The organism is Streptomyces longispororuber (assembly GCF_024448165.1).
Classification (GTDB): domain Bacteria; phylum Actinomycetota; class Actinomycetes; order Streptomycetales; family Streptomycetaceae; genus Streptomyces; species Streptomyces longispororuber_A.
In genome coordinates, this window is record NZ_JAMOLN010000136.1 from 1 (window position 1) to 21,952 (window position 21,952).

20 protein-coding genes, 1 tRNA gene and 1 pseudogene are annotated in these 21,952 nt (G+C 70.8%); 15 read left to right on the plus strand and 7 right to left on the minus strand.

All coding sequences use genetic code 11. From position 1 onward, the window contains the following. A partial coding sequence (locus M4J07_RS31300; protein ID WP_255977240.1) for a PP2C family protein-serine/threonine phosphatase occupies positions 1–1,271 on the plus strand: 1,271 nt, incomplete at its 5' end. Between the two features lie 153 nt (positions 1,272–1,424). Further along, positions 1,425–2,879: an aminopeptidase P family protein gene (locus tag M4J07_RS31305; protein WP_255977242.1), complete on the plus strand. Its 1,455-nt coding sequence runs from the start codon at positions 1,425–1,427 to the stop codon at positions 2,877–2,879. Positions 2,880–2,969: 90 nt separating this feature from the next. Here the strand turns inward: M4J07_RS31305 and M4J07_RS31310 are convergent, their stop codons facing one another. Beyond that, complete coding sequence (locus M4J07_RS31310; RefSeq protein WP_255977243.1) at positions 2,970–3,446, minus strand: ATP-binding protein; 477 nt, start codon at positions 3,444–3,446, stop codon at positions 2,970–2,972. A 191-nt stretch (positions 3,447–3,637) separates the two neighbouring features. Here M4J07_RS31310 and M4J07_RS31315 point away from each other — a divergent pair, with 191 nt between their 5' ends. The 9 genes from M4J07_RS31315 (at position 3,638) to M4J07_RS31355 (ending at position 13,520) form a co-directional block, all read left to right on the plus strand. Continuing rightward, positions 3,638–4,426: a hypothetical protein gene (locus tag M4J07_RS31315; protein ID WP_255977245.1), complete on the plus strand. Its 789-nt coding sequence runs from the start codon at positions 3,638–3,640 to the stop codon at positions 4,424–4,426. Positions 4,427–4,606: 180 nt separating this feature from the next. Continuing rightward, positions 4,607–5,359, plus strand: coding sequence for a YcnI family copper-binding membrane protein (locus tag M4J07_RS31320; RefSeq protein ID WP_255977247.1), 753 nt, complete (start codon positions 4,607–4,609; stop codon positions 5,357–5,359). 78 nt (positions 5,360–5,437) lie between these two features. Then, positions 5,438–6,112 carry an SCO family protein gene (locus M4J07_RS31325; protein WP_255977249.1) on the plus strand — a complete coding sequence of 225 codons (675 nt, stop codon included), beginning with the start codon at positions 5,438–5,440 and terminating at the stop codon, positions 6,110–6,112. Continuing rightward, positions 6,109–6,585, plus strand: a complete 477-nt coding sequence (locus tag M4J07_RS31330) for a copper chaperone PCu(A)C (RefSeq protein ID WP_255977251.1) — start codon at positions 6,109–6,111, stop codon at positions 6,583–6,585. Before M4J07_RS31325 ends, M4J07_RS31330 begins: the two co-directional genes overlap by 4 nt. A gap of 14 nt (positions 6,586–6,599) precedes the next feature. Continuing rightward, the gene (locus M4J07_RS31335; protein ID WP_255977253.1) at positions 6,600–8,498 is read left to right on the plus strand and encodes a copper resistance CopC/CopD family protein; all 1,899 of its coding nucleotides are present in this window, start codon (positions 6,600–6,602) and stop codon (positions 8,496–8,498) included. 6 nt (positions 8,499–8,504) lie between these two features. Continuing rightward, positions 8,505–9,755 carry an iron uptake transporter deferrochelatase/peroxidase subunit gene (efeB, locus tag M4J07_RS31340; RefSeq protein WP_255977255.1) on the plus strand — a complete coding sequence of 417 codons (1,251 nt, stop codon included), beginning with the start codon at positions 8,505–8,507 and terminating at the stop codon, positions 9,753–9,755. An 83-nt stretch (positions 9,756–9,838) separates the two neighbouring features. Further along, positions 9,839–10,771 carry a prephenate dehydratase gene (gene pheA, locus M4J07_RS31345; protein ID WP_255977257.1) on the plus strand — a complete coding sequence of 311 codons (933 nt, stop codon included), beginning with the start codon at positions 9,839–9,841 and terminating at the stop codon, positions 10,769–10,771. Between the two features lie 628 nt (positions 10,772–11,399). After that, complete coding sequence (serS, locus tag M4J07_RS31350) at positions 11,400–12,671, plus strand: serine--tRNA ligase (protein ID WP_255977259.1); 1,272 nt, start codon at positions 11,400–11,402, stop codon at positions 12,669–12,671. A 42-nt stretch (positions 12,672–12,713) separates the two neighbouring features. Further along, on the plus strand, positions 12,714–13,520 hold the full coding sequence (locus M4J07_RS31355; protein WP_255977261.1) for an HAD family hydrolase: 807 nt from the start codon (positions 12,714–12,716) through the stop codon (positions 13,518–13,520). 32 nt (positions 13,521–13,552) lie between these two features. On the opposite strand, the gene M4J07_RS31360 is transcribed toward M4J07_RS31355, so the two are convergent. The 6 genes from M4J07_RS31360 to M4J07_RS31385 form a co-directional block, all read right to left on the minus strand. Further along, a tRNA-Ser gene (locus M4J07_RS31360) sits at positions 13,553–13,643 on the minus strand. 281 nt (positions 13,644–13,924) lie between these two features. After that, positions 13,925–14,170, minus strand: a complete 246-nt coding sequence (locus M4J07_RS31365; RefSeq protein ID WP_255977263.1) for an SGM_3592 family protein — start codon at positions 14,168–14,170, stop codon at positions 13,925–13,927. A gap of 106 nt (positions 14,171–14,276) precedes the next feature. Next, positions 14,277–14,996 (minus strand): ABC transporter permease, encoded by a 720-nt coding sequence (locus tag M4J07_RS31370; RefSeq protein WP_255977265.1) that lies wholly within the window; start codon positions 14,994–14,996, stop codon positions 14,277–14,279. A 20-nt stretch (positions 14,997–15,016) separates the two neighbouring features. Then, complete coding sequence (locus tag M4J07_RS31375) at positions 15,017–15,928, minus strand: ABC transporter ATP-binding protein (RefSeq protein ID WP_255977267.1); 912 nt, start codon at positions 15,926–15,928, stop codon at positions 15,017–15,019. Then, positions 15,925–16,827 (minus strand): ABC transporter permease, encoded by a 903-nt coding sequence (locus M4J07_RS31380; RefSeq protein WP_255977270.1) that lies wholly within the window; start codon positions 16,825–16,827, stop codon positions 15,925–15,927. The genes M4J07_RS31375 and M4J07_RS31380 overlap by 4 nt, the downstream gene beginning before the upstream one ends. Continuing rightward, positions 16,817–17,812 (minus strand): ABC transporter ATP-binding protein, encoded by a 996-nt coding sequence (locus M4J07_RS31385; protein WP_255977289.1) that lies wholly within the window; start codon positions 17,810–17,812, stop codon positions 16,817–16,819. Before M4J07_RS31385 ends, M4J07_RS31380 begins: the two co-directional genes overlap by 11 nt. Positions 17,813–18,106: 294 nt before the next feature. Between M4J07_RS31385 and M4J07_RS31390 the strand changes: the two genes are divergently transcribed. The 4 genes and pseudogenes from M4J07_RS31390 to M4J07_RS31405 all read left to right on the plus strand — a co-directional run bounded on the left by M4J07_RS31390 (position 18,107) and on the right by M4J07_RS31405 (position 21,939). After that, a complete protein-coding gene (locus M4J07_RS31390) occupies positions 18,107–18,949 on the plus strand; it encodes a M24 family metallopeptidase (RefSeq protein WP_255977272.1) in 843 nt (280 codons plus the stop codon). Between the two features lie 11 nt (positions 18,950–18,960). Next, positions 18,961–20,730, plus strand: a complete 1,770-nt coding sequence (locus M4J07_RS31395) for an SDR family oxidoreductase (protein WP_255977291.1) — start codon at positions 18,961–18,963, stop codon at positions 20,728–20,730. Between the two features lie 41 nt (positions 20,731–20,771). Continuing rightward, a pseudogene (locus tag M4J07_RS31400) lies at positions 20,772–20,963 on the plus strand (hypothetical protein); the annotation flags it as partial. A gap of 25 nt (positions 20,964–20,988) precedes the next feature. Then, on the plus strand, positions 20,989–21,939 hold the full coding sequence (locus M4J07_RS31405) for a MerR family transcriptional regulator (protein WP_255977274.1): 951 nt from the start codon (positions 20,989–20,991) through the stop codon (positions 21,937–21,939). Positions 21,940–21,952: the final 13 nt, after the last annotated feature.

Here is a 21,952-nt window from a genome sequence, read left to right on the forward strand (position 1 = left end):
CCCCCGGAGCGGTGATCCAGGACCGCCTCGCCGGCTGGGTCTCCGACCTCACGACCCTGCACGAACTCACGGAACGGCTGGCCCGCACGGCCGCACTCGAGGACGCACTGCACGAACTGCTGCGCGCCGGAGCCGCCCTGGTGGGCGCCCGGCGCGGACTTGTCGTGCTGGAGCCGGGCGACGGACTGGGACCCGACACCACCGTCGGGCTCGGCCTGTCCCGCCCCGACCTCGGGCACATCGAGACGGTGCCGCGCGGCGCCACCTCGTACGGCCGGATCCTGGACGGGCTCAGCACCGACCCCGAGTGCCGTGCCGACCTGCTCTCCGAGGACGGGCTCGACCCGCGCCACCGCGAGGTCGCCGCCCGCCTCGGCTACGCGGCGAGCTTCACGCTGCCGCTCGCCACCGACGCGGCGGGCCGGCTCGGCGCGGCCGTCTGGCTGTACGACGAGCCGGCCGAGCCCGTGGAGCGCCAGCGCCACCTGATCGGCCTGTACGCCCGCTACGCCACCGAGCACCTGGCCCGCCTCCTCGAAACGGAGCGCACGCGCGCGTGGTCGCGCACGCTCGCCGACGAGCTGCTGCCGGCGCGCCTGCCCCGCGTCGCCGGTGTGCAGCTCGCCGTGCGGCACCGCTCCGGGCCGCGCGGCGGCGGCGACTGGTACGACGCGCTGCCGCTGCCCGAGGGCGCACTCGGGCTCGCGGTCGGCTCCGTCACCGGCTCCGGCGCGAGCGCGGTCGCCGCGATGGGCCGGCTGCGCGCCTCGCTCCGGGCGTACGCCGTCATGGAGGGCGAGGACCCGGTCGCGGTCCTGTCCGACCTGGAGCTGCTGCTGCGGCTGACCGAGCCCGCGCGCAGCGCCACCGCCCTGTTCGCCTACTGCGAGCCGGCGCAGCGCAAGATCGTGCTCGCGGGCGCGGGGCACGCCCCGCCGCTGGTGATCGGCGAGCGGCGCACGGAGTTCGCGGAGACCACGCTGTCGGCGCCGCTCGGGATGCTCGCCTGCTGGGAGGCGCCGAGCGTGGAGATCGCGCCGGAGCCCGGCGAGACCGTGCTGCTGTACACGGACGGCCTGCTGCACCGCACCGGCGACCCCATGGACCGCGCGTTCACCCGCCTCCACGCGGCCGCCGCGAGCGTCCCGAAGGGCCTGCGCGACGACCCGGGCGCGATCGCGGACCACGTGCTGCACACCGTGCTCCCGGACGGGCTCGACGCGGTCGACAGCGACGAGGACGTGGTCCTGCTCGCGGCCCGATTCGAGTAGCCGGTCCCGTACTGCCTGTAAGAGCCGCTTTGTAAGAGGTCATCCGGCCCTGGACCCCCTTCCGTACGCTCGTACGATGGAGGGGGTCCACTGCCATTTCAGGCCATATCCAGGCCGTACCCGGGCATTCCGAGGACCCGTCGAGGAGGAACCGTGTCGGAGGAGCTCACCACCCCGGAGACCCCGGAAGAAGAGCCCATCAAGCAGCGCAAGAACGGCCTCTACCCGGGCGTGTCCGACGAGCTCGCCGAGAACATGAAGTCCGGCTGGGCCGACACCGAGCTGCACGACCTGCGGCCGATCGCGCAGGCCGCGGAGACCGCCGCCCGCCGTGCCGCGCTGTCCGCCCGCTTCCCGGGCGAGCGCCTCGTCGTGCCCGCGGGCAACCTCAAGACGCGCTCGAACGACACGGAGTACGCCTTCCGCGCCTCGGTCGAGTACGCGTACCTGACCGGCAACCAGACGGAGGACGGCGTCCTCGTCCTGGAGCCCAAGGGCGACGGCCACGAGGCCACCATCTACCTGCTGCCGCGCTCCGACCGGGAGAACGGCGAGTTCTGGCTCGACGGCCAGGGCGAGCTGTGGGTCGGCCGCCGGCACTCCCTGACCGAGGCCGGGAAGCTGTACGGCATCCCCGCCTCCGACGTCCGCGAGCTCGCCGGCAAGCTGCGCGAGGCCACCGGCCCGGTGCGCGTCGTGCGCGGCTTCGACGCCGGCATCGAGGCCGCCCTGACCGACAAGGTCACCGCGGAGCGCGACGAGGAGCTGCGGGTCTTCCTCTCCGAGGCGCGGATCGTGAAGGACGCGTTCGAGATCGGCGAGCTGCAGAAGGCCGTCGACTCGACGGTGCGCGGCTTCGAGGACGTCGTGAAGGTCCTCGACAAGGCCGAGGCGACCAGCGAGCGCTACATCGAGGGCACGTTCTTCCTCCGCGCGCGCGTGGAGGGCAACGACATCGGCTACGGCTCCATCTGCGCCGCGGGCCCGCACGCCTGCACGCTGCACTGGGTCCGCAACGACGGTCCGGTCCGCTCCGGCGACCTGCTCCTGCTGGACGCGGGCGTCGAGACGCACACGTACTACACCGCCGACGTCACGCGCACGCTGCCGATCAACGGCACGTACAGCGAGATCCAGCGGAAGATCTACGACGCCGTGTACGAGGCCCAGGAGGCCGGTATCGCGGCCGTGCAGCCGGGTGCCAAGTACCGCGACTTCCACGACGCCTCGCAGCGCGTGCTCGCCGAGAAGCTCGTCGAGTGGGGTCTGGTCGAGGGCCCGGTGGAGCGCGTCCTGGAGCTGGGTCTGCAGCGCCGCTGGACCCTGCACGGCACGGGTCACATGCTCGGCATGGACGTCCACGACTGCGCGGTCGCGCGGACCGAGACGTACGTGGACGGCACGCTGGAGCCCGGCGTGGTCCTCACCGTCGAGCCGGGTCTGTACTTCCAGGCCGACGACCTGACGGTCCCCGAGGAGTACCGCGGCATCGGCGTCCGCATCGAGGACGACATCCTCGTCACCGAGGACGGCAACCGGAACCTGTCGGAGGGCCTGCCGCGCCGTTCCGACGAGGTCGAGGCGTGGATGGCGCGCCTGAAGGGCTGATCCCCCCGGGACACCGCACGGCAGAGGGCCGCGACGTGCTGTCGCGGCCCTCTGCCGTGTCCGTCGTCCGTCCGTCGCGCCGCGGACGGTTCACACCGCCACCAGCGGCGCGTCCTTCTTCCACTTGAGGATCTTGTCGAAGCTGACCACGGCGCCGCCCCTGCCCGGCCGGTTCACGAAGTGCACGTGATCGGCCAGTTCCTGGATGAGGAACAGGCCCCTGCCGTTCTCCGCGCAGTCGGGGTCGGGGCGGTCGGGCGCCGGGCGGACGGCCGCCGTGGCACGGCCCCGCAGGGCGGGGAAGCCAGGGCCCGAGTCGGCCACTTCGATGCGGCACTTCTCGCCGTCCAGATAGGCGGTGACCCGATAGGCGCCGGCCGACTCGCTGGCCGTCCCGGACCCGCCGTGCTCCACCGCGTTCGCACACGCCTCGCTGAGCGCGACCGACAGGTCGTAGGAGATGTCGGGATCGACACCCGCGGTCTCCATGGTGCCCATGAGGAGGCGTCGGGCGAGCGGCACGCTCGCAGCATCGCGCCGCAGATGGAGGGACCACCAGATGCTCATGTTCCAGCCTCCAGGCCGCGGCTCGACATACCGATACGTATTGCCGCCACCAGCCCCGCGCAATCGCCCAGTTGACGTGATACCGCCCATACGGCCGATGCGGAGTCCCGTGACGGCGGGGTAAAGGAGATACCGGACCTTGCGGACCTGCCGTATGGAGCGGGTAAGCCCAGTGCGATGATGAGCCCGCCATGTCTGCCCCCCACCAGCGCCAGCGCAGCGCGGCCGATCTTCGGCTGCTGAGGGCCGCGGTGTTCGCCGCGGTCTGCGTCGTGCTGTCCGCGGCGGGGCACGTCCTCGGTTCCACGGCCACCGTTCCGCTGTGGTCGCTGTCCCTCGGCTTCCTCGCCGTCTTCTGTGCGGCCGTGCCGCTGGCCGGCCGTGAGCGGTCGCTGCCGGGCATCGCCGCGCTGCTGGGCACCGGACAGATCGGCCTGCACTGCCTCTTCGGGGTGGGGCAGCACGGTTCCATGGCCATGGACACGGCGCAGCCCTCCGTCGTCGAGCAGGCCGCACGCCTGATGTGCGGGGCGGGTGCCTCGGCGCTCAGCCCGGTGCAGGCGCAGCGGATCCTCGACAGCGCGCGCGTGCCGTCCACCGGGGCGCACCACGACATGGCGGGCGCGGCGAGTGCCTCGATGCCGCTGCTGCCGTCCCTGCCGATGCTCATCGGTCACCTGCTGGCCGCGGCCGGCGCGGGCTGGCTGCTGCGCCGCGGCGATCTCGCCCTCGGCCGCCTCGTGCGGCTCTCGCGGCTGTCGGCGCAGAGCGTCGCGGAAGGCGCCCTCGTCCGGGCCCTGCGCGCGGCCCTCGCTCTCGTACGCGCCCTGCGCGCGGGCCTCACGGGCTCGCCCGAGGGTGTGCCGTGGGCGCCGCGCGGCGGGTTCGGACCGCCCCCCGTGCTGCGGGCGGCGGCGCTTCAGCACTCGGTGATCCGGCGCGGGCCGCCCGTCGCCGACGCGTTCCTCCTCGCTGCCTGACACGGCATCCGTACTCCACCGCGTACCGCGCGGGGTGAGGTGTGCCGTGCGGCACGCGCGCGTACCCGCTTTTCTCGCCGCTACGTAGACGTGTTCTCCGCTCCTCCGTAGACGTGCGTTCTCGCGGTCGCGCCCCTTCACCCTTCGCTGGATCCCGCTGAACGTGGAGTTCTTTCTGCCATGAAGAAGATGTCCCGCGCCGCTCTCGTCGGTGCCGCCGCCGTCTCCTCCGTCGTCCTCGTCTCCGCCCCGGCCTTCGCGCACGTGAGCGTGCAGCCCGAGGGCACCGCCGCCAAGGGCGGTTACGCCGTGGTCGACTTCAAGGTCCCCAACGAGCGCGACGACGCCGCCACGACCAAGCTCGAGGTCAGCTTCCCGACCGACCACCCGCTCGCCTCGGTGATGCCGCAGCCCATCCCGGGCTGGAAGGCCGAGGTCACCAAGTCGAAGCTCGACAAGCCGCTGGAGATGCACGGCGAGAAGATCACCGAGGCCGTCTCCAAGGTCACCTGGACCGCGACCGGTTCGGGCGACGCCAAGGGCGTGCAGCCCGGCTACTTCCAGAAGTTCCCGCTGTCCATCGGCCAGCTGCCGACGGACACGGACCAGCTCGTCTTCAAGGCGATCCAGACGTACGACAACAAGGAGGTCGTGCGCTGGATCGAGCCGCAGCAGAAGGGCCAGGAGGAGCCGGAGAACCCGGCGCCCACCCTTGAGCTGTCGGCCGCGGAGGGCGACGAGCACGGTGCCTCCGGCGCCGCCTCCGACGACAAGAAGGAGGCCGCCGCGGCCTCCTCGGACACGTCCGCCGCAGATTCCGGCAGCTCCGACAGCGACACCACCGCCCGCGTCCTCGGCATCGTCGGCATCGTCGTCGGCATCGCCGGTGTGGCGTTCGGCGTTCTCGCGGGCCGTCGGCGTACCAACAGCTGAGCCACCCATGGCGGGTGCCGGGGTCGCGGTGGGCGACCCCGGCATCCGCCGGCCCCCTCACATCTGGGACATTTTTCTATGCGCAAGACCACGAAGCTGAGCAAGAAGACCCTGCTCGCCGCCGCCGGCCTGGTCACGGCGGCCACGTTCGCCCTGTCGGCCTGCGGAAGCGGCGACGACAGCGGCAAGCCCGTCGCCGAGGTGTCCGAGGAGACCGGTTCGCAGAAGGCGGCCACGGTCCTCGACAAGCCCTTCGAGAAGCCCGACCTGGTCCTCACCGACACCCACGGCAAGAAGTTCGACCTGCGCGCGCAGACCGCGGGCAAGCCGACGCTGATCTACTTCGGCTACACGAACTGCCCCGACGTCTGCCCGCTGACGATGAGCAACATCGCCGTCGCCAAGAAGGCCCTGCCCAAGGCCGAGCAGGACAAGCTGCAGGTCGTCTTCGTCACCACCGACCCGGACCGTGACACCCCGGCCGTGCTGGGCAAGTGGCTCAAGGCCCAGGACCCCGACTTCATCGGCCTGACCGGCGACTTCGCCACCATCCAGGGCAGCGCCCGCAAGCTCGGCATCTCCATCGAGCCGACGCAGAAGGACAAGAAGGGCAAGCTCGTGTCGATGCACGGCACGCAGGTCATCGCCTTCTCGCCGAAGACCGACGGCGGATACGTCCTGTACGGCGAGGACGCCACCGTCGACGACTACACCAAGGACCTCCCCAAGCTCGTCCGGGGAGCGAAGCCGTGAGGCGGACGGCCGTCGCGCTCGGCGCCACGGCTCTCGCCGCCTCGCTCGCCCTGACGGCCTGCGGCTCCGACTCCGGTTCCGACGGCTCCGCCGGCAAGCCCGAGGTGAAGGTCGAGGACGCCTTCATCCCCGCGCCCGCCTCCGGTGACATGGCGGCCGGCTTCTTCGTCGTGCACAACGGCGGCGGCGCCGACACCCTCACCTCCGTGAGCAGCGACATCGCCGGGCAGGTCACCCTGCACAGCACCAAGGGCGGCGTCATGAAGGAGCAGGACTCCTTCGCCGTCCCCGCGAACGGCGAGCTGGACTTCGAGCGGGGCGGGAACCACCTCATGTTCGAGAACCTGAAGCAGCGGCCGAAGGAGGGCGACAAGGTGTCCGTGCGGCTGCACTTCGCCGAGTCCGGCACCGTCACCGTCGCCTTCCCGGTGAAGGCCGCCACCTACAACCCGACGTCGCACGCGTCTCATTGAGGGGCTGACCGCACGTGAAGACCATCGCTCCCCGCACGTGGCACCTGGTGCTGCTGTTCCTCGCCGTCACCGGAGCGCTCCTGGCCGGCGCCGCTCCCGCGTCCGCGCACGCCGCGCTGACCGGGAGCGACCCCCAGCAGGGAGCGGTGGTCGAGACGGCGCCGGAGAAGGTGTCGCTGACCTTCTCCGAGGAGATCGCCGTGTCCGGCGGCGCCGTGCGCGTGCTCGACCCCTCGGGCAAGCGCGTCGACGACGGCAAGGTCGGCCGCGCGGGCGGCACGACGTACACGGTGGGCCTCCACTCGGGGCTGCCCGACGGCACGTTCACCGTCGCCTACCAGGTCGTCTCGGCCGACAGCCACCCCGTCTCCGGCGCCTTCACCTTCTCCATCGGCGCCCCCTCCAAGACGGCCGCCGTGGTCGCCGACCAGAACGCCGGGGGCGGTGTCGTCGGCGGTCTCTACGGCTTCGCGCGCTACGTCTCGTACGCGGGCTTCATGCTGCTCGTGGGCGGCGCGGCGTTCGTGCTCGGGTGCTGGCCGCGCGGCGCCGGGATCAAGCCGGTGCAGCGGGTCGTGGTCGGGGCGTGGACCGCGCTGACCGCGGCCACCATCGCGATGCTCCTGATGCGCGGTTCGTACACCGGGTCGGGGAAGGTCGCCGACATCTTCGACATGACGCTGCTCGGCCAGGTGCTGCAGACGAAGACCGGTGCCGCACTGACGTCCCGACTGCTGCTGCTCGCGGCGGCCGCGCTCTTCATCGCGGTGCTCTTCGGCGCCTACGTGAAGCGTGCCGAGGACGGCGACAAGAAGGAGATCAAGGACCTCACCTTCGGGCTCGCGATCGGCGGCACCGTCGTCGCGGCCGGCCTGGCCGCGACCTGGGCCATGGCGGAGCACGCCTCGACCGGCATCCAGGCCGGCCTCGCGATGCCCGTCGACGTGCTGCACCTGCTGGCGGTCGCAGCCTGGCTCGGCGGTCTGACGACCCTGCTCGTCGCGCTGTACCGGGCGCCCTCCATCGAGGGTTCCGCGGTACGCCGCTTCTCCCGCGTGGCCTTCTGGAGCGTCGCCGCCCTGGCGGCGACCGGGCTCTACCAGTCGTGGCGGCAGGTCGGCTCCTGGTCGGCGCTGACCGGCACGCGGTACGGGCAGCTGCTGCTGGTCAAGATCGGTCTGGTGGCCGTGCTCGTCGGCATCGCCTGGATCTCGCGCCGGTGGACGGGCCGGCTCTCCGAGCAGCTGTCCCCCGAGGCCGCCGCCACGACCGTGGTGGAGCAGCGCACGGCGGAGAAGAAGAAGGAGCCGGTCACGGTCGGGGCCGGCGCCAAGGCCGAGGACCCCGAGCGGGCCGCCCAGCTCGCCCGGCAGCGTGCCGCGATGGACACCGCCCGGGAGAAGCGGGTCCGCGACGCCGACCCGCACCGCTTCGGGCTGCGCCGCTCCGTGCTCGCCGAGGCGGGCGTCGCGGTCGTCCTGCTCGCCGTCACCACCGTGCTGACCTCCACCGAGCCGGGCCGTACGGAGGAGGAGGCCAAGTCCGCCACCTCCGCCGCGCAGACGCAGTCGGGGCCGCTGTCCCTGAAGGTGCCGTTCGACACCGGGGGCGAGGACGGCAAGGGCACGGTCCTGCTGGACCTCGACCCGGGCCGCACCGGCGACAACGACATGCACGTCTACGTGGAGCGGCCCAACGGCAAGGCCTTCGACGTTCCCGAGGTGAAGATCGCCTTCACCCTGGAGTCGAAGAAGATCGGTCCGCTCTCCGTCGTGCCCGACCACATCGCCACGGGTCACTGGACCGCCAGCGGCGTCCAGGTCCCGGTGGCCGGCGACTGGAAGATCGCGATGACCGTGCGCACCTCCGACATCGACCAAGTGACCGTCACCAAGAACGCGAAGATCGGCTGAACCACCATGGCTGACACCACCAAGGACGCGCCGTCGGGCATCTCCCGGCGACGGCTGATCGGGACGGCGGGCGCCACCGGCATCGCCCTGGGCGCCGTCGGCGCGGGCGCGGGCTATGCCACGGCGTCCTCGAACTCCCCCGATCAGCAGGCCGCGTTGACGTCGCTGGGCGCGGACGAGGTGATGTTTCACGGGAAACATCAGCCCGGGATCACCACCCCGATGCAGGCCCGCGGCCACCTCGTCGCCTTCGACCTCGCCGCGGGCGCGGGCCGCAAGGAGGCCGCCGCGCTGCTGCGCCGCTGGTCGGCGACGGCGGAGCGGCTGATGGCGGGCGAGCCGGCCGGCTCCGACGACACCGATGTCGCCCGGGACGCCGGCCCGTCCTCCCTCACGGTCACCTTCGGCTTCGGCCACGGCTTCTTCTCCCGCACGGGACTGGAGAAGCAGCGCCCGGCCGCGCTCGACCCGCTGCCGGACTTCTTCTCCGACCACCTCGACAAGGCGCGCAGCAACGGCGACCTGTGGGTGCAGATCGGCGCCGACGACTCCCTGGTCGCCTTCCACGCACTGCGGGCCCTCCAGAAGGACGCGCGCGGCGCGGCGAAGGTGCGCTGGCAGATGAACGGCTTCAACCGCTCGCCCGGTGCCACCTCCCACCCGATGACCGCCCGCAATCTGATGGGCCAGGTCGACGGGACCAACAACCCCAAGCCGTCGGAGTCGGACTTCGACCGGCGGATCTTCGTGCCGGGCTCGGGCTCGCCCGCGTGGATGGCGAACGGCTCGTACGCCGTCGTGCGCCGGATCCGGATGCTCCTGGACGACTGGGAGAAGCTCGCGACGACGGCGCAGGAGGACGTCATCGGCCGCAAGAAGTCGACCGGTGCACCGCTGAGCGGCGGCGACGAGACGACCGATCCCGACCTGGAGAAGACCGACGCGAACGGCGACCTCGTCGTCCCGATCAACGCCCACGCCCGGATCAGCCGCCCCGACCAGAACGGCGGTGCCGCGATGCTGCGCCGCCCGTTCTCGTTCCACGACGGCTTCGACGCGGACGGCGTCCCGGACGCGGGGCTGCTCTTCGTGTGCTGGCAGGCGGACCCGCTGCGCGGCTTCGTACCGGTGCAGCGCAAGCTCGACCGCGGTGACGCGCTGTCGCAGTTCATCCGCCACGAGGCGAGCGGGCTGTTCGCGGTGCCGGGCGGGACGGCGAAGGGCGGCTACGTGGGGCAGGAGCTGCTGGAGGACTGAGCGGTCGGGGTCGGTGTCACCGTCCGGAGTGGTCGGTGACGCGTCCGTGAGCCGTGCCCCACAGGGCCCATTAGGGTGACCCCATGCCAGCCAGCTACGCGTATCTCGGCCCCGAGGGCACCTTCACCGAAGTCGCTCTGCGCACGCTCCCGGAGACGGCGACCCGTGAACTCGTCCCGGTGGTGTCCGTGCCCGCGGCGCTCGACGCCGTCCGCAACGGCGAGGCCGAGGCCGCGTTCGTGCCGATCGAGAACTCGGTCGAGGGCGGCATCACCACGACCCTCGACGAGCTGGTCGCGGGCGAGCCGCTGATGATCTACCGCGAAGTGCTGCTGGACATCACGTTCGCCCTGCTGGTCCGGCCGGGCACCGCGCTGAGCGAGATCAAGACGGTCACCGCGCATCCGGCGGCCCAGCCGCAGGTCAGGAACTGGATGAAGGCGCATCTGCCGGACGTGACCTGGGAGTCGTCCGCGTCGAACGCGGACGGTGCGCGGCTCGTGCAGGAGGGCCGGTTCGACGCCGCGTTCGCCGGGGAGTTCGCGGCCGAGCGCTACGGCCTGGTGCCGCTGGTCACCGAGATCCACGACGCGGACAACGCGCAGACCCGGTTCGTGCTGGTCGGCCGTCCCGCCCGGCCCGCGGCGCCGACCGGCGCGGACAAGACGTCGGTCGTCATCTGGCAGCGCGAGGACCATCCCGGTGCCCTGATGGAGCTCCTTCAGGAGTTCGCGATCCGCGGGGTCAACCTGATGCTGCTGCAGTCCCGGCCCACCGGTAAGGGCATCGGTGACTACTGCTTCGCCATCGACGCGGAAGGCCACATCTCGGACCGCCGGGTGGCCGAGGCGCTGATGGGCCTGAAGCGGGCGTGCCCGAAGGTCCGCTTCCTCGGTTCGTACCCGCGTGCGGGCGTCGCCGTCACGGACGTGCGGCCGCCGCGCACGGGCACGTCCGACGACGAGTTCGTGGCGGCGTCGGACTGGCTGGCGCGCTGCCAGGACGGTCGCTTCTAGCGAACTGTCGCACCCCGCCGGGCCCGGTTCTCCACCGTCGGGCCCGGTTTCCTGTGGCCTCGGCACCCTGTCCTACCAGCGGATTTTCTTCATCCACAAGAGTTATCCACAGGTGACCTTCTCGACCTGGGGACAAGTCGACAGGAAGGCGTGACATGGTCGACAAATCGCCCTACAGCCCACAAGTCCGTCCACAGCCCCGCACGTCACCCCTCGTCCACCCTTTTCCCTTGATCAACTCTTTGGAGTGAAGGGTTTCCACCCGAAAGTGAGCATGAGTCGGGTTTGGAACGGGAATCCTTCGCCACACATGCGGCTTTCGGAACGATCACTTCCGGTGTCCACAGTTCTTTCTCACAGCCTGTGGATAACTCTTCGAAGCTGTGTACTCCTGTGGACAACAGGGGCCCAAGTCCCGGCTCCCACAAGGGAGTCGAGTCAAGGCGGCACCTTCCACATGCCCCTTTCCAGGGAAAGGGCGCGTTCTTATTGACAGTCACCCACAGGCCCCGTGTCGATCTTTTCCGGCCGCGTTCCGCCCTTAATTCACATTCCGGCAAATAGGGCATAAAGCAGCGCAACGGATATCGGGTCGAGAGCCGGAACCGCGCACCGGTAGCCTTGAGGGGTGATTGACCTTCGCCTGCTCCGTGAGGACCCCGACCGTGTTCGCGCCTCCCAGCGCGCCCGTGGAGAGGACGTCGCGCTCGTCGACTCCGTCCTGTCCGCCGACGAGCGGCGCAGGTCGTCCGGGCTCCGCTTCGACGAACTCCGCTCCGAGCAGAAGTCGCTCGGCAAGCTGATCCCCAAGGCCTCCCCCGAGGAGCGCCAGGAGCTGCTGAAGAAGACGGGCGAGCTGTCCGCCGCCGTGAAGGCGGCCGAGGCCGAGCAGCGCGAGGCCGAGGAAGAGACCCACCGCCTGGCGCTCCAGCTCGGCAACATCGTGCACCCCGACGTCCCGCGCGGCGGCGAGGAGGACTTCGTCGTCCTGGAGACGCACGGCACGATCCGCGACTTCGGCGCCGAGGGCTTCGAGCCCAAGGACCACCTGGAGCTCGGCGAGGCGCTCGGCGCCATCGACGTCGAGCGCGGCGCGAAGGTCTCCGGCTCGCGCTTCTACTACCTGACGGGCGTCGGCGCGCTCCTGGAGCTCGCGCTCGTCAACGCGGCGATCGCGCAGGCCACCGAGGCCGGCTTCACGCCGATGCTGACCCCGGCCCTGGTGCGCCCGCGCGCCATGGAGGGCACGGGCTTCCTCGGCCAGGCCGCGGAGAACGTGTACCACCTGGAGAAGGACGACTACTACCTGGTCGGCACCTCCGAGGTCCCGCTCGCCGCGTACCACATGGACGAGATCATCGACGCGGACCAGCTCCCGCTGCGCTACGCCGGTTTCTCGCCCTGCTTCCGCCGCGAGGCGGGCACGTACGGCAAGGACACCCGCGGCATCTTCCGCGTGCACCAGTTCGACAAGGTCGAGATGTTCTCGTACGTCGACCCGGAGGACGCGCAGAACGAGCACCAGCGGCTCCTGGACTGGGAGAAGCAGTGGCTGACCGGCCTGGAGCTGCCCTTCCAGGTGATCGACGTCGCCACCGGTGACCTCGGCTCCTCCGCCTCGCGCAAGTTCGACTGCGAGGCGTGGATCCCGACGCAGGGCAAGTACCGCGAGCTGACCTCGGCGTCGAACTGCGACGGCTTCCAGGCACGCCGCCTGTCGGTCCGGATGCGGGACGGCAAGAAGGTCCAGCCCCTCGCGACGCTGAACGGCACGCTGTGCGCCGTTCCGCGCACGATCGTCGCCATCCTGGAGAATCACCAGCAGGCCGACGGCTCCGTGCACGTGCCGGAGGTGCTGCGTCCGTACCTCGGGGGACGAACCACGCTTGACCCCAAATAAGTGCAGTCTGGAGCCGATCCCCAAGTGAGCCACCCCGCTCCCGTGTCACCTGCGTTTCCGTACAAGCTCGTCGCGACCGACCTCGACGGAACGCTGCTGCGTCCCGACGAGACCGTCTCCACGCGCACCCGTGAGGCGCTCACCGCGGTCACCGCGGCGGGCGCCGCGCACATCATCGTGACCGGCAGGGCCGTGCCCTGGACCCGGCACATCCTCGACGACCTCGGTTACGAGGGACTCGCGGTGTGCGGCCAGGGCGCGCAGGTCTACCACGCGGGGGAGCACCGCCTCCTCACGTCCGTGACCCTCGACCGGCAGCTGGCCGGTCTGGCGCTGTCGAAGATCGAGGCGGAGCTCGGCCCGCTGGCGCTGGCCGCGAGCCGGGACGGCCTGGAGGGCGAGGTGATCGTCGGGCCCGGGTACCAGGTGGGCGAGGGGCATCTGCCGGCCGTGCCGTTCACGGACGTCTCGGAGCTGTGGGCCGCGCCGCTCAACAAGGTGTACGTGCAGCACCCCGGCATGACGGACGACGAGCTGGCGGCGGTGGCCCGCACCGTGGCCGGCGATCTGGTCGGCGTCACGATGGCCGGTGAGGGCATCGTGGAGCTGCTCCCGCTCGGCCTCTCCAAGGCCACGGGCCTCTCCCTGGCGGCCCGCCGCCTGGGCGCGAAGGCCGCGGACACGATCGCCTTCGGCGACATGCCCAACGACATCCCGATGTTCGGCTGGGCGGCGCACGGCGTGGCGATGGCCAACGCGCACGCGGAGCTGAAGTCGGTGGCCAGCGAGGTCACGTCGTCGAACGCGGACGACGGGATCGCGGTGGTGCTGGAGCGGTTGCTGGGCTGAGCCCGGCCACAGTGGGCTGAGCTCTGCAACGGTGGCGGAGGATGCGCGGATCGAACGCGCGCGGGGTTTCCAGCCCCGACGACGGCTTAGCAAGCCGCTGCCTTACCACTCGGCCAATCCTCCGGGTGGGCGGCCCACATGCCGCTGAGGGCACGTGCTCGAAGCGGCCGCCCCGGGCAGTACCCCTGGGGCGGGGCTCCACGGAGTGCAGTGACTACTCCGGAGCCGGCCTGGGGCTGCCCTGTCGGGAGCTGGACGGACTACTGATCATCATCGTCTCGCTCCTCTCCCAGTGGACGGGCGCCGACGGCATCAGAACCGGCCCGGCGCGGTGACACAACTACTGTGCCCCCGCGCCGAGTTCACCGCCACCGAATAAATCGCGGCATCGATCGCATCGCGGCTCACTTACGGCGCCGCCACCTGCGCCGTCGCGCCTTGCTGAAGAACCAGCCCGCGGGCGGCTCGTCCGAGCGCCAGGGCTGCGGATCCGGTCCGCCGTCGCGCCACCGCGCGGTGAGCATGCGGGCCCGCGCGGACGGCTCGGCGGTCTCCGCGGAGCGTATGAAGTCGGCGTCCAGGACCACGTCGTCCCAGGTGTCGTCGCCCTGACCGGGCCGGTCCCCCTCGCGGATCGGTTCGGATGCCATCTCGGGTCCTCCTCGGGCGGCACATCGGACAGCACACCCTCCCATCAGTCTCCGGACGGGAGGGTGAAGGCAGCGTCAAGATCGCGGATCCGGCGCGGGGCCGGGCCTACTCCTCGCCCGCCAGCTTCAGCGTGCGCAGCTTCTGTCCCGCGTACCAGGTCGCCAGGACGGTCACGGCCACGAGGAACACGGTCGCGAGGGGCAGGCCCACGTCCGAGGTGACGAGGTCGCCGCCGGACACCTTGTGGGCGACCGCGAGGGACCACTGCTGCACGCTGAGGGTGCGCGCCCCGGCGACCAGGGAGCCGAAGAGGGCCTCCCAGACGAGGGCATAGACCAGACCGAAGACGACCGCGTGCCGGGTGACCGTGCCGAGCAGCAGGAAGATCGCGGCGTACGCGATGGAGGCCACGAGGGCGGCGATCGTGTACGCGACGGCGATCTGCTGCCCGTTCCCGTTCAGGATCAGGCCCGCGATCAGCGTCGGGACGGCGGAGAACACCATCGTGACGGCGACGGCCACGATGAGCTTGGTGAAGATGATCGTGGGCCGCTTGATCGGCTTCGACAGCAGATAGACGACGGAGCCGTCGTCGATCTCCGGGCCGATCGCGCCGGTGCCCGCGATGACACCGATGAGCGGCACCATCGTGGCGAGCGCGAAGCCGCCCAGGACGTCGGACGCGGTCTGGTCGTCGGCTCCCGTGAGGCCGCGCACCAGGGCGGCGATCACGACGAGCAGCACCGGCAGCGCGAAGAGGATGAGGGCCCGGCGGCGGCCGAGCAGTGCTCGGTAGGTGAGCCGGGCGACAGTGGGGTCGTACATCAGGGCCTCCTACGCCGTGACTAGGCCGCGACGAGATACGAGAAGACGGACTCGAGGGACTCGTCGGACGGCGAGACCGTGAGCAGGCGGATGCCGTGGGCCTGCGCGACCTTCGGGAGCAGCACCGTGAACCGGCCGAAGTCGACGGCCTGGATGCGCAACGCGCCCTCCTTCAGGTCGACTTCGATGCCCGCTGTGGACGGGTCCGCGATCAGTGCGGCGGCCAGCGCGCGGTCGTCGCTGGAGCGGACCAGGTAGCGGTGCGGGCGGTCGGTCATCAGCCGGCGGATCTTGCGGAAGTCGCCGCTGGCCGCGTGCCGTCCGGCGACGATCACCTCGATGTGCGAGGCGAGCTGCTCGACCTCTTCGAGGATGTGCGAGGAGAAGAGCACCGTGCGGCCCTCGTCTCCCATGCGGCGCAACAGGTCCATGAGCTGCATCCGCTGGCGCGGGTCCATCCCGTTGAACGGCTCGTCGAGGAGGAGCACCGACGGGTCGTGGACCAGCGCGGACGCCATCTTCACGCGCTGGCGCATGCCCTTGGAGTACGTCGAGATCTTGCGGTCCTGCGCGTACTCCATCTCGACGGTGGCGAGTGCCTGCTGGGCCGCCTTCTTGCCGAGGCCGTGCAACTCCGCGTTGGCGACGACGAATTCGAGGCCCGTGAGGAAGTCGTACATCGCCTCGCGCTCGGGGACGATGCCGATGTGCCGGTAGATCTGTTCGTTGCGCCAGATCGGCTGACCGTCGAGGGTCACCGATCCGTTCGACGGAGCCAGGAAGCCGCCCATCATGTTGATCAGCGTGGACTTCCCCGCGCCGTTCGGACCGAGCAGGCCGGTGACGCCGGGGCCGATGGTCATCGTGATGTCGTTGACCGCGACGACGTTGCCGAACCAGCGCGATACGTGGTCGATGTTGATCGAGGTCACAGTCCGACCTTCCGGTAGCGGCGCATCAGCAGCCCGTAGGAACCTGCGATGAGCCCGAGGACGACGAGCAGATAGATCACGCCCTGGCCGGCCGAGGGGCCTTCGGCTCCGGGGAAGGCGGACGTGGCACCGAGGAAGGCGGTCTGTACGCCGTCGATGAGCGTGATCGGCGAGAAGAGGCCGAGCCAGGTCACCGCGCTGCCGTTGTCCTGCGTGTCCGCGATCGCCTGGACCGTGGAGACCGCCCCGTAGGAGATGGTCAGGACGGCGATGACGGCGGCGATGCCGAAGCCGCGGCGTGGGGTGACCGCGGAGACGACGAGGCCGATCCCGGCGAAGAGCAGCGACAACAGCACCACGGATACCAGTCCTTGGGCGAATCCCTTGGTCTGCTCGGTGAAGTCCAGCTTGGCGAGCAGCGAGCCTACGTAGAGGACGATCAGCGGCGCGGCCGTGAGGATGAACAGGGCCGATGCCATGGCGGCGAACTTCGCGACCACGTAGTCGACGCGCTCGATGGGCCGCGAGAAGTAGAGCGGGATCGACTTGAAGCGCAGGTCGCGGGAGACGGCCTGCGGCGCCTGGGACGCCACGTAGAGGCCGATCACCGCCTGGAGGACGATCGCGTAGCGCGTGTAGTCCAGCGGGAGGTCCTTCGCCTTCGTGGCGACGGCGACCGCGACCATGATCAGGGCCGGCACGCACATCACCACGAAGAGCAGCATCGGCAGCACCTTCGACTTGGCCGAGCGGCCCAGGCCGTACGCGCCGCGCAGGCTCTGCGAGAAGAGCGAGCGCCGGGCGTACGCGCGGCCGAGGCGCGGGCCGTCGTAGTGGCGGTAGCCGATGTTGTGGATCTGGGTGGACGCGCGGTCCGTGGGCATGGGCTCAGTGGTCATCGCGCCCGCCTCCCGTCTGCTGTGCGGTCACGGAGGCGAGATGCTCCTGCTGCTGCTCGGCCGCCGGGCGGAAGACCTCCGCGATCTGGTGCCTGCGCTGCTCCATGCGGACCAGGCCGAGGCCGAGGTCCGCGACGACGTCGCGCACGATGTCGTACGTCTCCTCGCCCTGTGCGGTGATGAGGACGGTGTGGCCGGCGCCCGGCAGCTCGCCGCCCGTGTGGGTCTCGATGCCGCGCCGGGCGAAGGCGTCGCGCAACGCGCGCGTGCCGTCGGGGTGTTCGTCGGTGTCGGTGACCTCGATCGCGAGCGTCGCCGTGTTCTGCGTGAAGTCCGTGGTGGAGCTGGAGCGCAGCAGCTTGCCGCCGTCGATGACGACGACATGGTCACAGGTGCGCTCGAGCTCGCCGAGCAGGTGCGAGGTGACCAGGACCGAGATGCCGAAGTCCGTGTGGACGCGGCGGATCAGGCCGAGCATGTCGTCCCGGCCGACCGGGTCGAGCCCGTTCGTCGGCTCGTCCAGGAACACCAGCTGCGGGTCGTGGACCAGCGCCTGGGCCAGCTTCACGCGCTGCTTCATGCCCGTCGAATAGCCGCCGATGGGGCGGTAGCGCTCCTCGTACAGGCCGACGTGGCGCAGCGTGTCCGCCGTGCGCTCGCGGGCCGCGGTCGGGGGCAGGCCGGACATCCGCGCCATGTGGACGACGAACTCGGTGGCCGAGACGTCGGGCGGCAGACAGTCGTGCTCCGGCATGTACCCGACCCGCTCGCGGATCTCGGCACCCTTGGTCGCGACGTCGAGTCCGAGCACTTCGGCGCGGCCCTCCGTGGCGGGGGACAGACCCAGCAGGATCTTGATCATGGTGGACTTGCCGGCTCCATTGGCTCCGACGAGTCCGGTCACACCGGGCCCGATGTCCATGGTCAGCCGGTCAAGCGCGGTCACCCGGGGGAACCGCTTGCTCAGGCTTTCGGTCGCGATCACAGTCACGTTTCGACGGTAGTGGCGCAGAACACACCCAGGCGTCAGACCGTGGGGTCGACCTCGTATGAGACCTGAGTATTACGGGTCCCTAGGGGTCCTACCTGAGTAGCCCGTCCCGCCCGGGCCCTTCCCTCGTCACGGTGGCCGCGCTGTGCACATCACGGAGCTTTTCCACACCTTGCTGCAGGCCCCTTGACGTCGCCGCCAGGCATTGTCACATTCATCAGTGTCAAGTTACGAGCGCGTACGGCGACGGCCCGGTCACGGGCGGCCGTGACCGGGACGGACGGTGGCATGACCTCAGCAGTGGTACGGGAACTCTCCGCGGAGCTGCGGGGGTTCAGGGAAGTGCAGACGCTGGCGTACGCCTGCGCGGAAGCGGTCGCGGCGCAGCTCAAGCCCGGGGTGACGGAGCGCGAGGCGGCGCGGATGCAGCGGGAGTGGCTGCGCGAGCGCGGGGTGCGGGACTGGTTCCACCTGCCCTTCGCCTGGTTCGGGGACCGCACGGCGTTCGTGAACTTCCGCATACCGCTGCAGTTCTTCCCGACGAACCGCAAGCTCGAGGCGGGTATGCCGTTCATCCTCGACATGGCTCCGGTCCACAAGGGCTTCACCGCGGACATCGGCTACTCGGGCTGCCTGGGCCTCAATCCCGTGCACGACAAGCTGCTCGCGGACCTGGAGGCCCACCGCGAGCTGATCCTGCGCGAGGTGCGGGAGCGCCGCACGCTGCGCGAGATCTACGAGGACGTCGACCGGCTGATGGTCCGCCAGGGCTATGCGAACCGGCACCGGGCGTACCCCTTCGGCGTCATCGCGCACAAGGTCGACCGGGTCAGGGAGCGGCGGATCAACCCCACGCTGTTCGGCTTCGGCACCCAGTCGCTCAAGGGCCTGGCGAGCGACGCGGTGCACGGACACCGGGACGGCTGGTCGCCGCTGTGGTCGCCGTACAAGTTCTCGGACCATCCGCCGCGGCCCGGTCTGTGGGCGGTGGAGCCGCACCTCGGATTCCGCGGCACGGGCGCGAAGTTCGAGGAGATCCTCGTGGTCACCGACTCCACGGACCCCGAGGAGAGCGCCTTCTGGCTGGACGACGATCTGCCGCACGTGCGGCGCTGGGCGGAGGGCATCTGATGACGGACCTGATGAAGATCCATGGCGCGCGCGAGCGCTGGGTGAGCACGGGCGGGGTCGAGCTGTGCGTCGTGGAGCTCGGCGACGCGGCGCGGCCGACCGTCGTCCTCGTGCACGGCTATCCGGACTCCAAGGAGGTGTGGTCGGAGGTCGCCACCCGCCTCGCGGACCGCTTCCACGTGGTGCTCTACGACGTGCGCGGGATGGGCCGCTCCACGGCGCCGGCCCCGCTGCGCGGCGGCTACACGCTGGAGAAGCTGACCGACGACTTCATGGCGGTCATCGACGCCGTGAGCCCCGACCGGCCCGTCCACCTGGTGGGGCACGACTGGGGTTCGGTGCAGTCGTGGGAGTTCGTCACGGTCAAGCGCACCGAGGGCCGCATCGCGTCCTTCACGTCGATGTCGGGCCCGTCCCTCGACCATTTCGGGCACTGGATCAAGCAGCGCATGAAGCGGCCCACGCCCCGCAAGGTCGGCCAGCTCCTCGGCCAGGGCGCCAAGTCCTGGTACGTGTACATGCTGCACACGCCCGTCCTGCCCGAGCTGGCCTGGCGCGGCCCGCTCGGCAAGCGCTGGCCGAAGATCCTGGAGCGCGTGGAGCGGGTCCCGGCCGGTGACTACCCGACGCCGTCGCTGCCCTCGGACGCCGCGCACGGCGCGTGGCTCTACCGGGACAACGTGCGGGCGAGGCTGCGCCGCCCCCGGGAGGACGCGTACGCGCACACGCCCGTGCAGCTCATCACGCCGCTCGGCGACGCCTTCCTGTCACCGAAGCTGTACGACCAGCTGGAGCTGTGGGCGCCCCGGCTGACCCGCCGTACGCTGCCCGCCAAGCACTGGGTGCCGCGCACCAGGCCGGACCAACTCACCGCGTGGATCGGCGAGTTCGTGACGGCGAACGAGGACCTGGAGGCGGGCGTACCCGCACAGCGCACCGTGGCCGACGGCAAGTACGCGGACCGGTTCGGCGGCCAGCTCGTCCTGGTGACCGGCGCGGGCAGCGGCATCGGCCGGGCCACCGCGTTCGCGTTCGCCGAGGCCGGCGCGCGCGTGATCGCGGTCGACCGGGACGCCGAGAGCGCCGCGCGCACCGCCGAGATGGCCCAGCTCATCGGCGCGCCGACGGCCTGGGCCGAGACCGTCGACGTGACCGACGAGCAGGCCATGGAGAAGCTCGCCGAGAAGGTCGCCGCCGAGTACGGCGTGCTCGACGTCCTGGTGAACAACGCGGGGATCGGTCTGTCCGGATCCTTCTTCGACACGACCCCGGAGGACTGGAAGAAGGTCCTCGACGTGAATCTGTGGGGCGTCATCCACGGCTGCCGGCTCTTCGGCAAGCAGATGGCCGAGCGCGGCCAGGGCGGCCACATCGTGAACACCGCGTCCGCCGCGGCGTACCAGCCCTCGAAGGCGCTGCCCGCCTACTCCACGTCCAAGGCGGCGGTCCTCATGCTGAGCGAGTGCCTGCGCGCCGAGCTGTCGGACCAGGGCATCGGGGTGTCCGCGATCTGCCCGGGACTGGTGAACACGAACATCACGGCGACGGCCCGGTTCGCCGGGGTCGACGCCGAGGAGGAGAAGCGCAGGCAGAAGAAGTCCTCGCGCCTGTACGGCCTGCGCAACTACCCGCCGGAGAAGGTCGCCGACGCGATCCTGAGCGCCGTCGTGCACGACAAGGCGGTCGTCCCGGTCACCCCGGAGGCGCGCGGCGCCCACCTCATGTCCCGCTTCACGCCCAGGGCGCTGCGTGCGATCGCACGGATGGAGCCGCCGTTGTGAGCGCGGACGACCGGGCGGGCTGCGACGAGGTGACGCTCGACCTGCTGCCCACCTGGCGCGAGTTGGGCGCGGCCGTACCCCGCTGCCTGCGTCGGTCGTACCATCCCTCGCAGGAGGGTTCGCTGCGCAAGGCCGTCGGGTACCTGGCTGCCTCGCCCGCGGCCCGGGCGGCGGCGGGCGCGACCGGCCGCTCGGCCGTCGCGTGCCGGGAAGGGGCCCTTCCACAGCTGTGACCAGGTACGACCGAGGGGCGTGGGTGTGACGGAGCAATCGGCCGCCGAGTACCGGATCGAGGACCTGGCCCACCACAGCGGCGCCACGGTCCGCACGATCCGGGCCTACCAGGACCGCGGGCTGCTGCCGCGCCCCGAGCGCCGCGGCCGGGCCAATGTGTACACGGACACGCACCTGTCCCGGCTGCGCCAGATCGCCGACCTGCTCGACCGCGGCTACACCCTGGCCTCGATCAAGGAACTCCTGGAGGCCTGGGACGCGGGGCGGGGCCTCGGCGGCGTACTCGGTCTGGTCGCCGAGGTGGACGGCCCGTGGACGGACGAGCGGGCGGGCCGCATCACCCGGACCGAGCTGGACCTGAGGTTCGGCGGGGACCCCGACGAGGCCGCCGTGCAGGACGCGATCGAGCTGGGCGTGCTCGAGCGGGTACCGGGAAGGTCCGACGAGTTCCTCGTACCGAGTCCCCAGGAGCTCTCCGTGGCAGTGGAGTTGTACGCGGCGGGAGTTCCTCTGTCGGCAATCTCCGGCCATCTGCGGGAGTTGAGGGGACAGATCGAGCACATCGCGGCGCGTTTCCTGGAGTTCACGACCGAGCACGTCTTCGCGCGCTATCTCGGCCCGTATCCGCCCACGGACGCGGAAGCCGCCGAAGCGGCCTCGCTCGTACGCCGGCTGCGCCCGCTCGCCCAGCAGTCGGTCGACGCCGAACTGGCCCGGGCCATGCGCCTGTTCGCGACCAAGCACCTGCACCGGCACCTGGCCGAGGGACCGGTGGCGTCCCCGGCGGACGAGCCGCAGTCCGTCACGGTTCCGGCCGCGACAATGCGGGCCGTCCGCACGCTGGTTGGGCCGCAGAACGTCTCGGCGTTCATCGCGGCGGCCACCGAACGCGAGGTGCAGGCAAGGACATTGGATGCATTGACCTCAAGTGATGCCAAATCCGGCATAGTTGACCAAATGGGGCCAATTGATTGAGACTTGTCCACAG

Excerpts from the sequence above, each read along its gene's own strand:
- M4J07_RS31310 (WP_255977243.1), bottom strand. The coding sequence starts at position 3,446 with ATGAGCATCTGGTGGTCCCTCCATCTGCGGCGCGATGCTGCGAGCGTG.
- pheA (WP_255977257.1), top strand. The coding sequence starts at position 9,839 with ATGCCAGCCAGCTACGCGTATCTCGGCCCCGAGGGCACCTTCACCGAA.
- efeB (WP_255977255.1), top strand. The coding sequence starts at position 8,505 with ATGGCTGACACCACCAAGGACGCGCCGTCGGGCATCTCCCGGCGACGG.
- M4J07_RS31395 (WP_255977291.1), top strand. The coding sequence starts at position 18,961 with ATGAAGATCCATGGCGCGCGCGAGCGCTGGGTGAGCACGGGCGGGGTC.
- M4J07_RS31365 (WP_255977263.1), bottom strand. The coding sequence starts at position 14,170 with ATGGCATCCGAACCGATCCGCGAGGGGGACCGGCCCGGTCAGGGCGAC.
- M4J07_RS31370 (WP_255977265.1), bottom strand. The coding sequence starts at position 14,996 with ATGTACGACCCCACTGTCGCCCGGCTCACCTACCGAGCACTGCTCGGC.
- M4J07_RS31380 (WP_255977270.1), bottom strand. The coding sequence starts at position 16,827 with ATGACCACTGAGCCCATGCCCACGGACCGCGCGTCCACCCAGATCCAC.
- M4J07_RS31325 (WP_255977249.1), top strand. The coding sequence starts at position 5,438 with ATGCGCAAGACCACGAAGCTGAGCAAGAAGACCCTGCTCGCCGCCGCC.
- M4J07_RS31320 (WP_255977247.1), top strand. The coding sequence starts at position 4,607 with ATGAAGAAGATGTCCCGCGCCGCTCTCGTCGGTGCCGCCGCCGTCTCC.
- M4J07_RS31315 (WP_255977245.1), top strand. The coding sequence starts at position 3,638 with ATGTCTGCCCCCCACCAGCGCCAGCGCAGCGCGGCCGATCTTCGGCTG.
- M4J07_RS31390 (WP_255977272.1), top strand. The coding sequence starts at position 18,107 with ATGACCTCAGCAGTGGTACGGGAACTCTCCGCGGAGCTGCGGGGGTTC.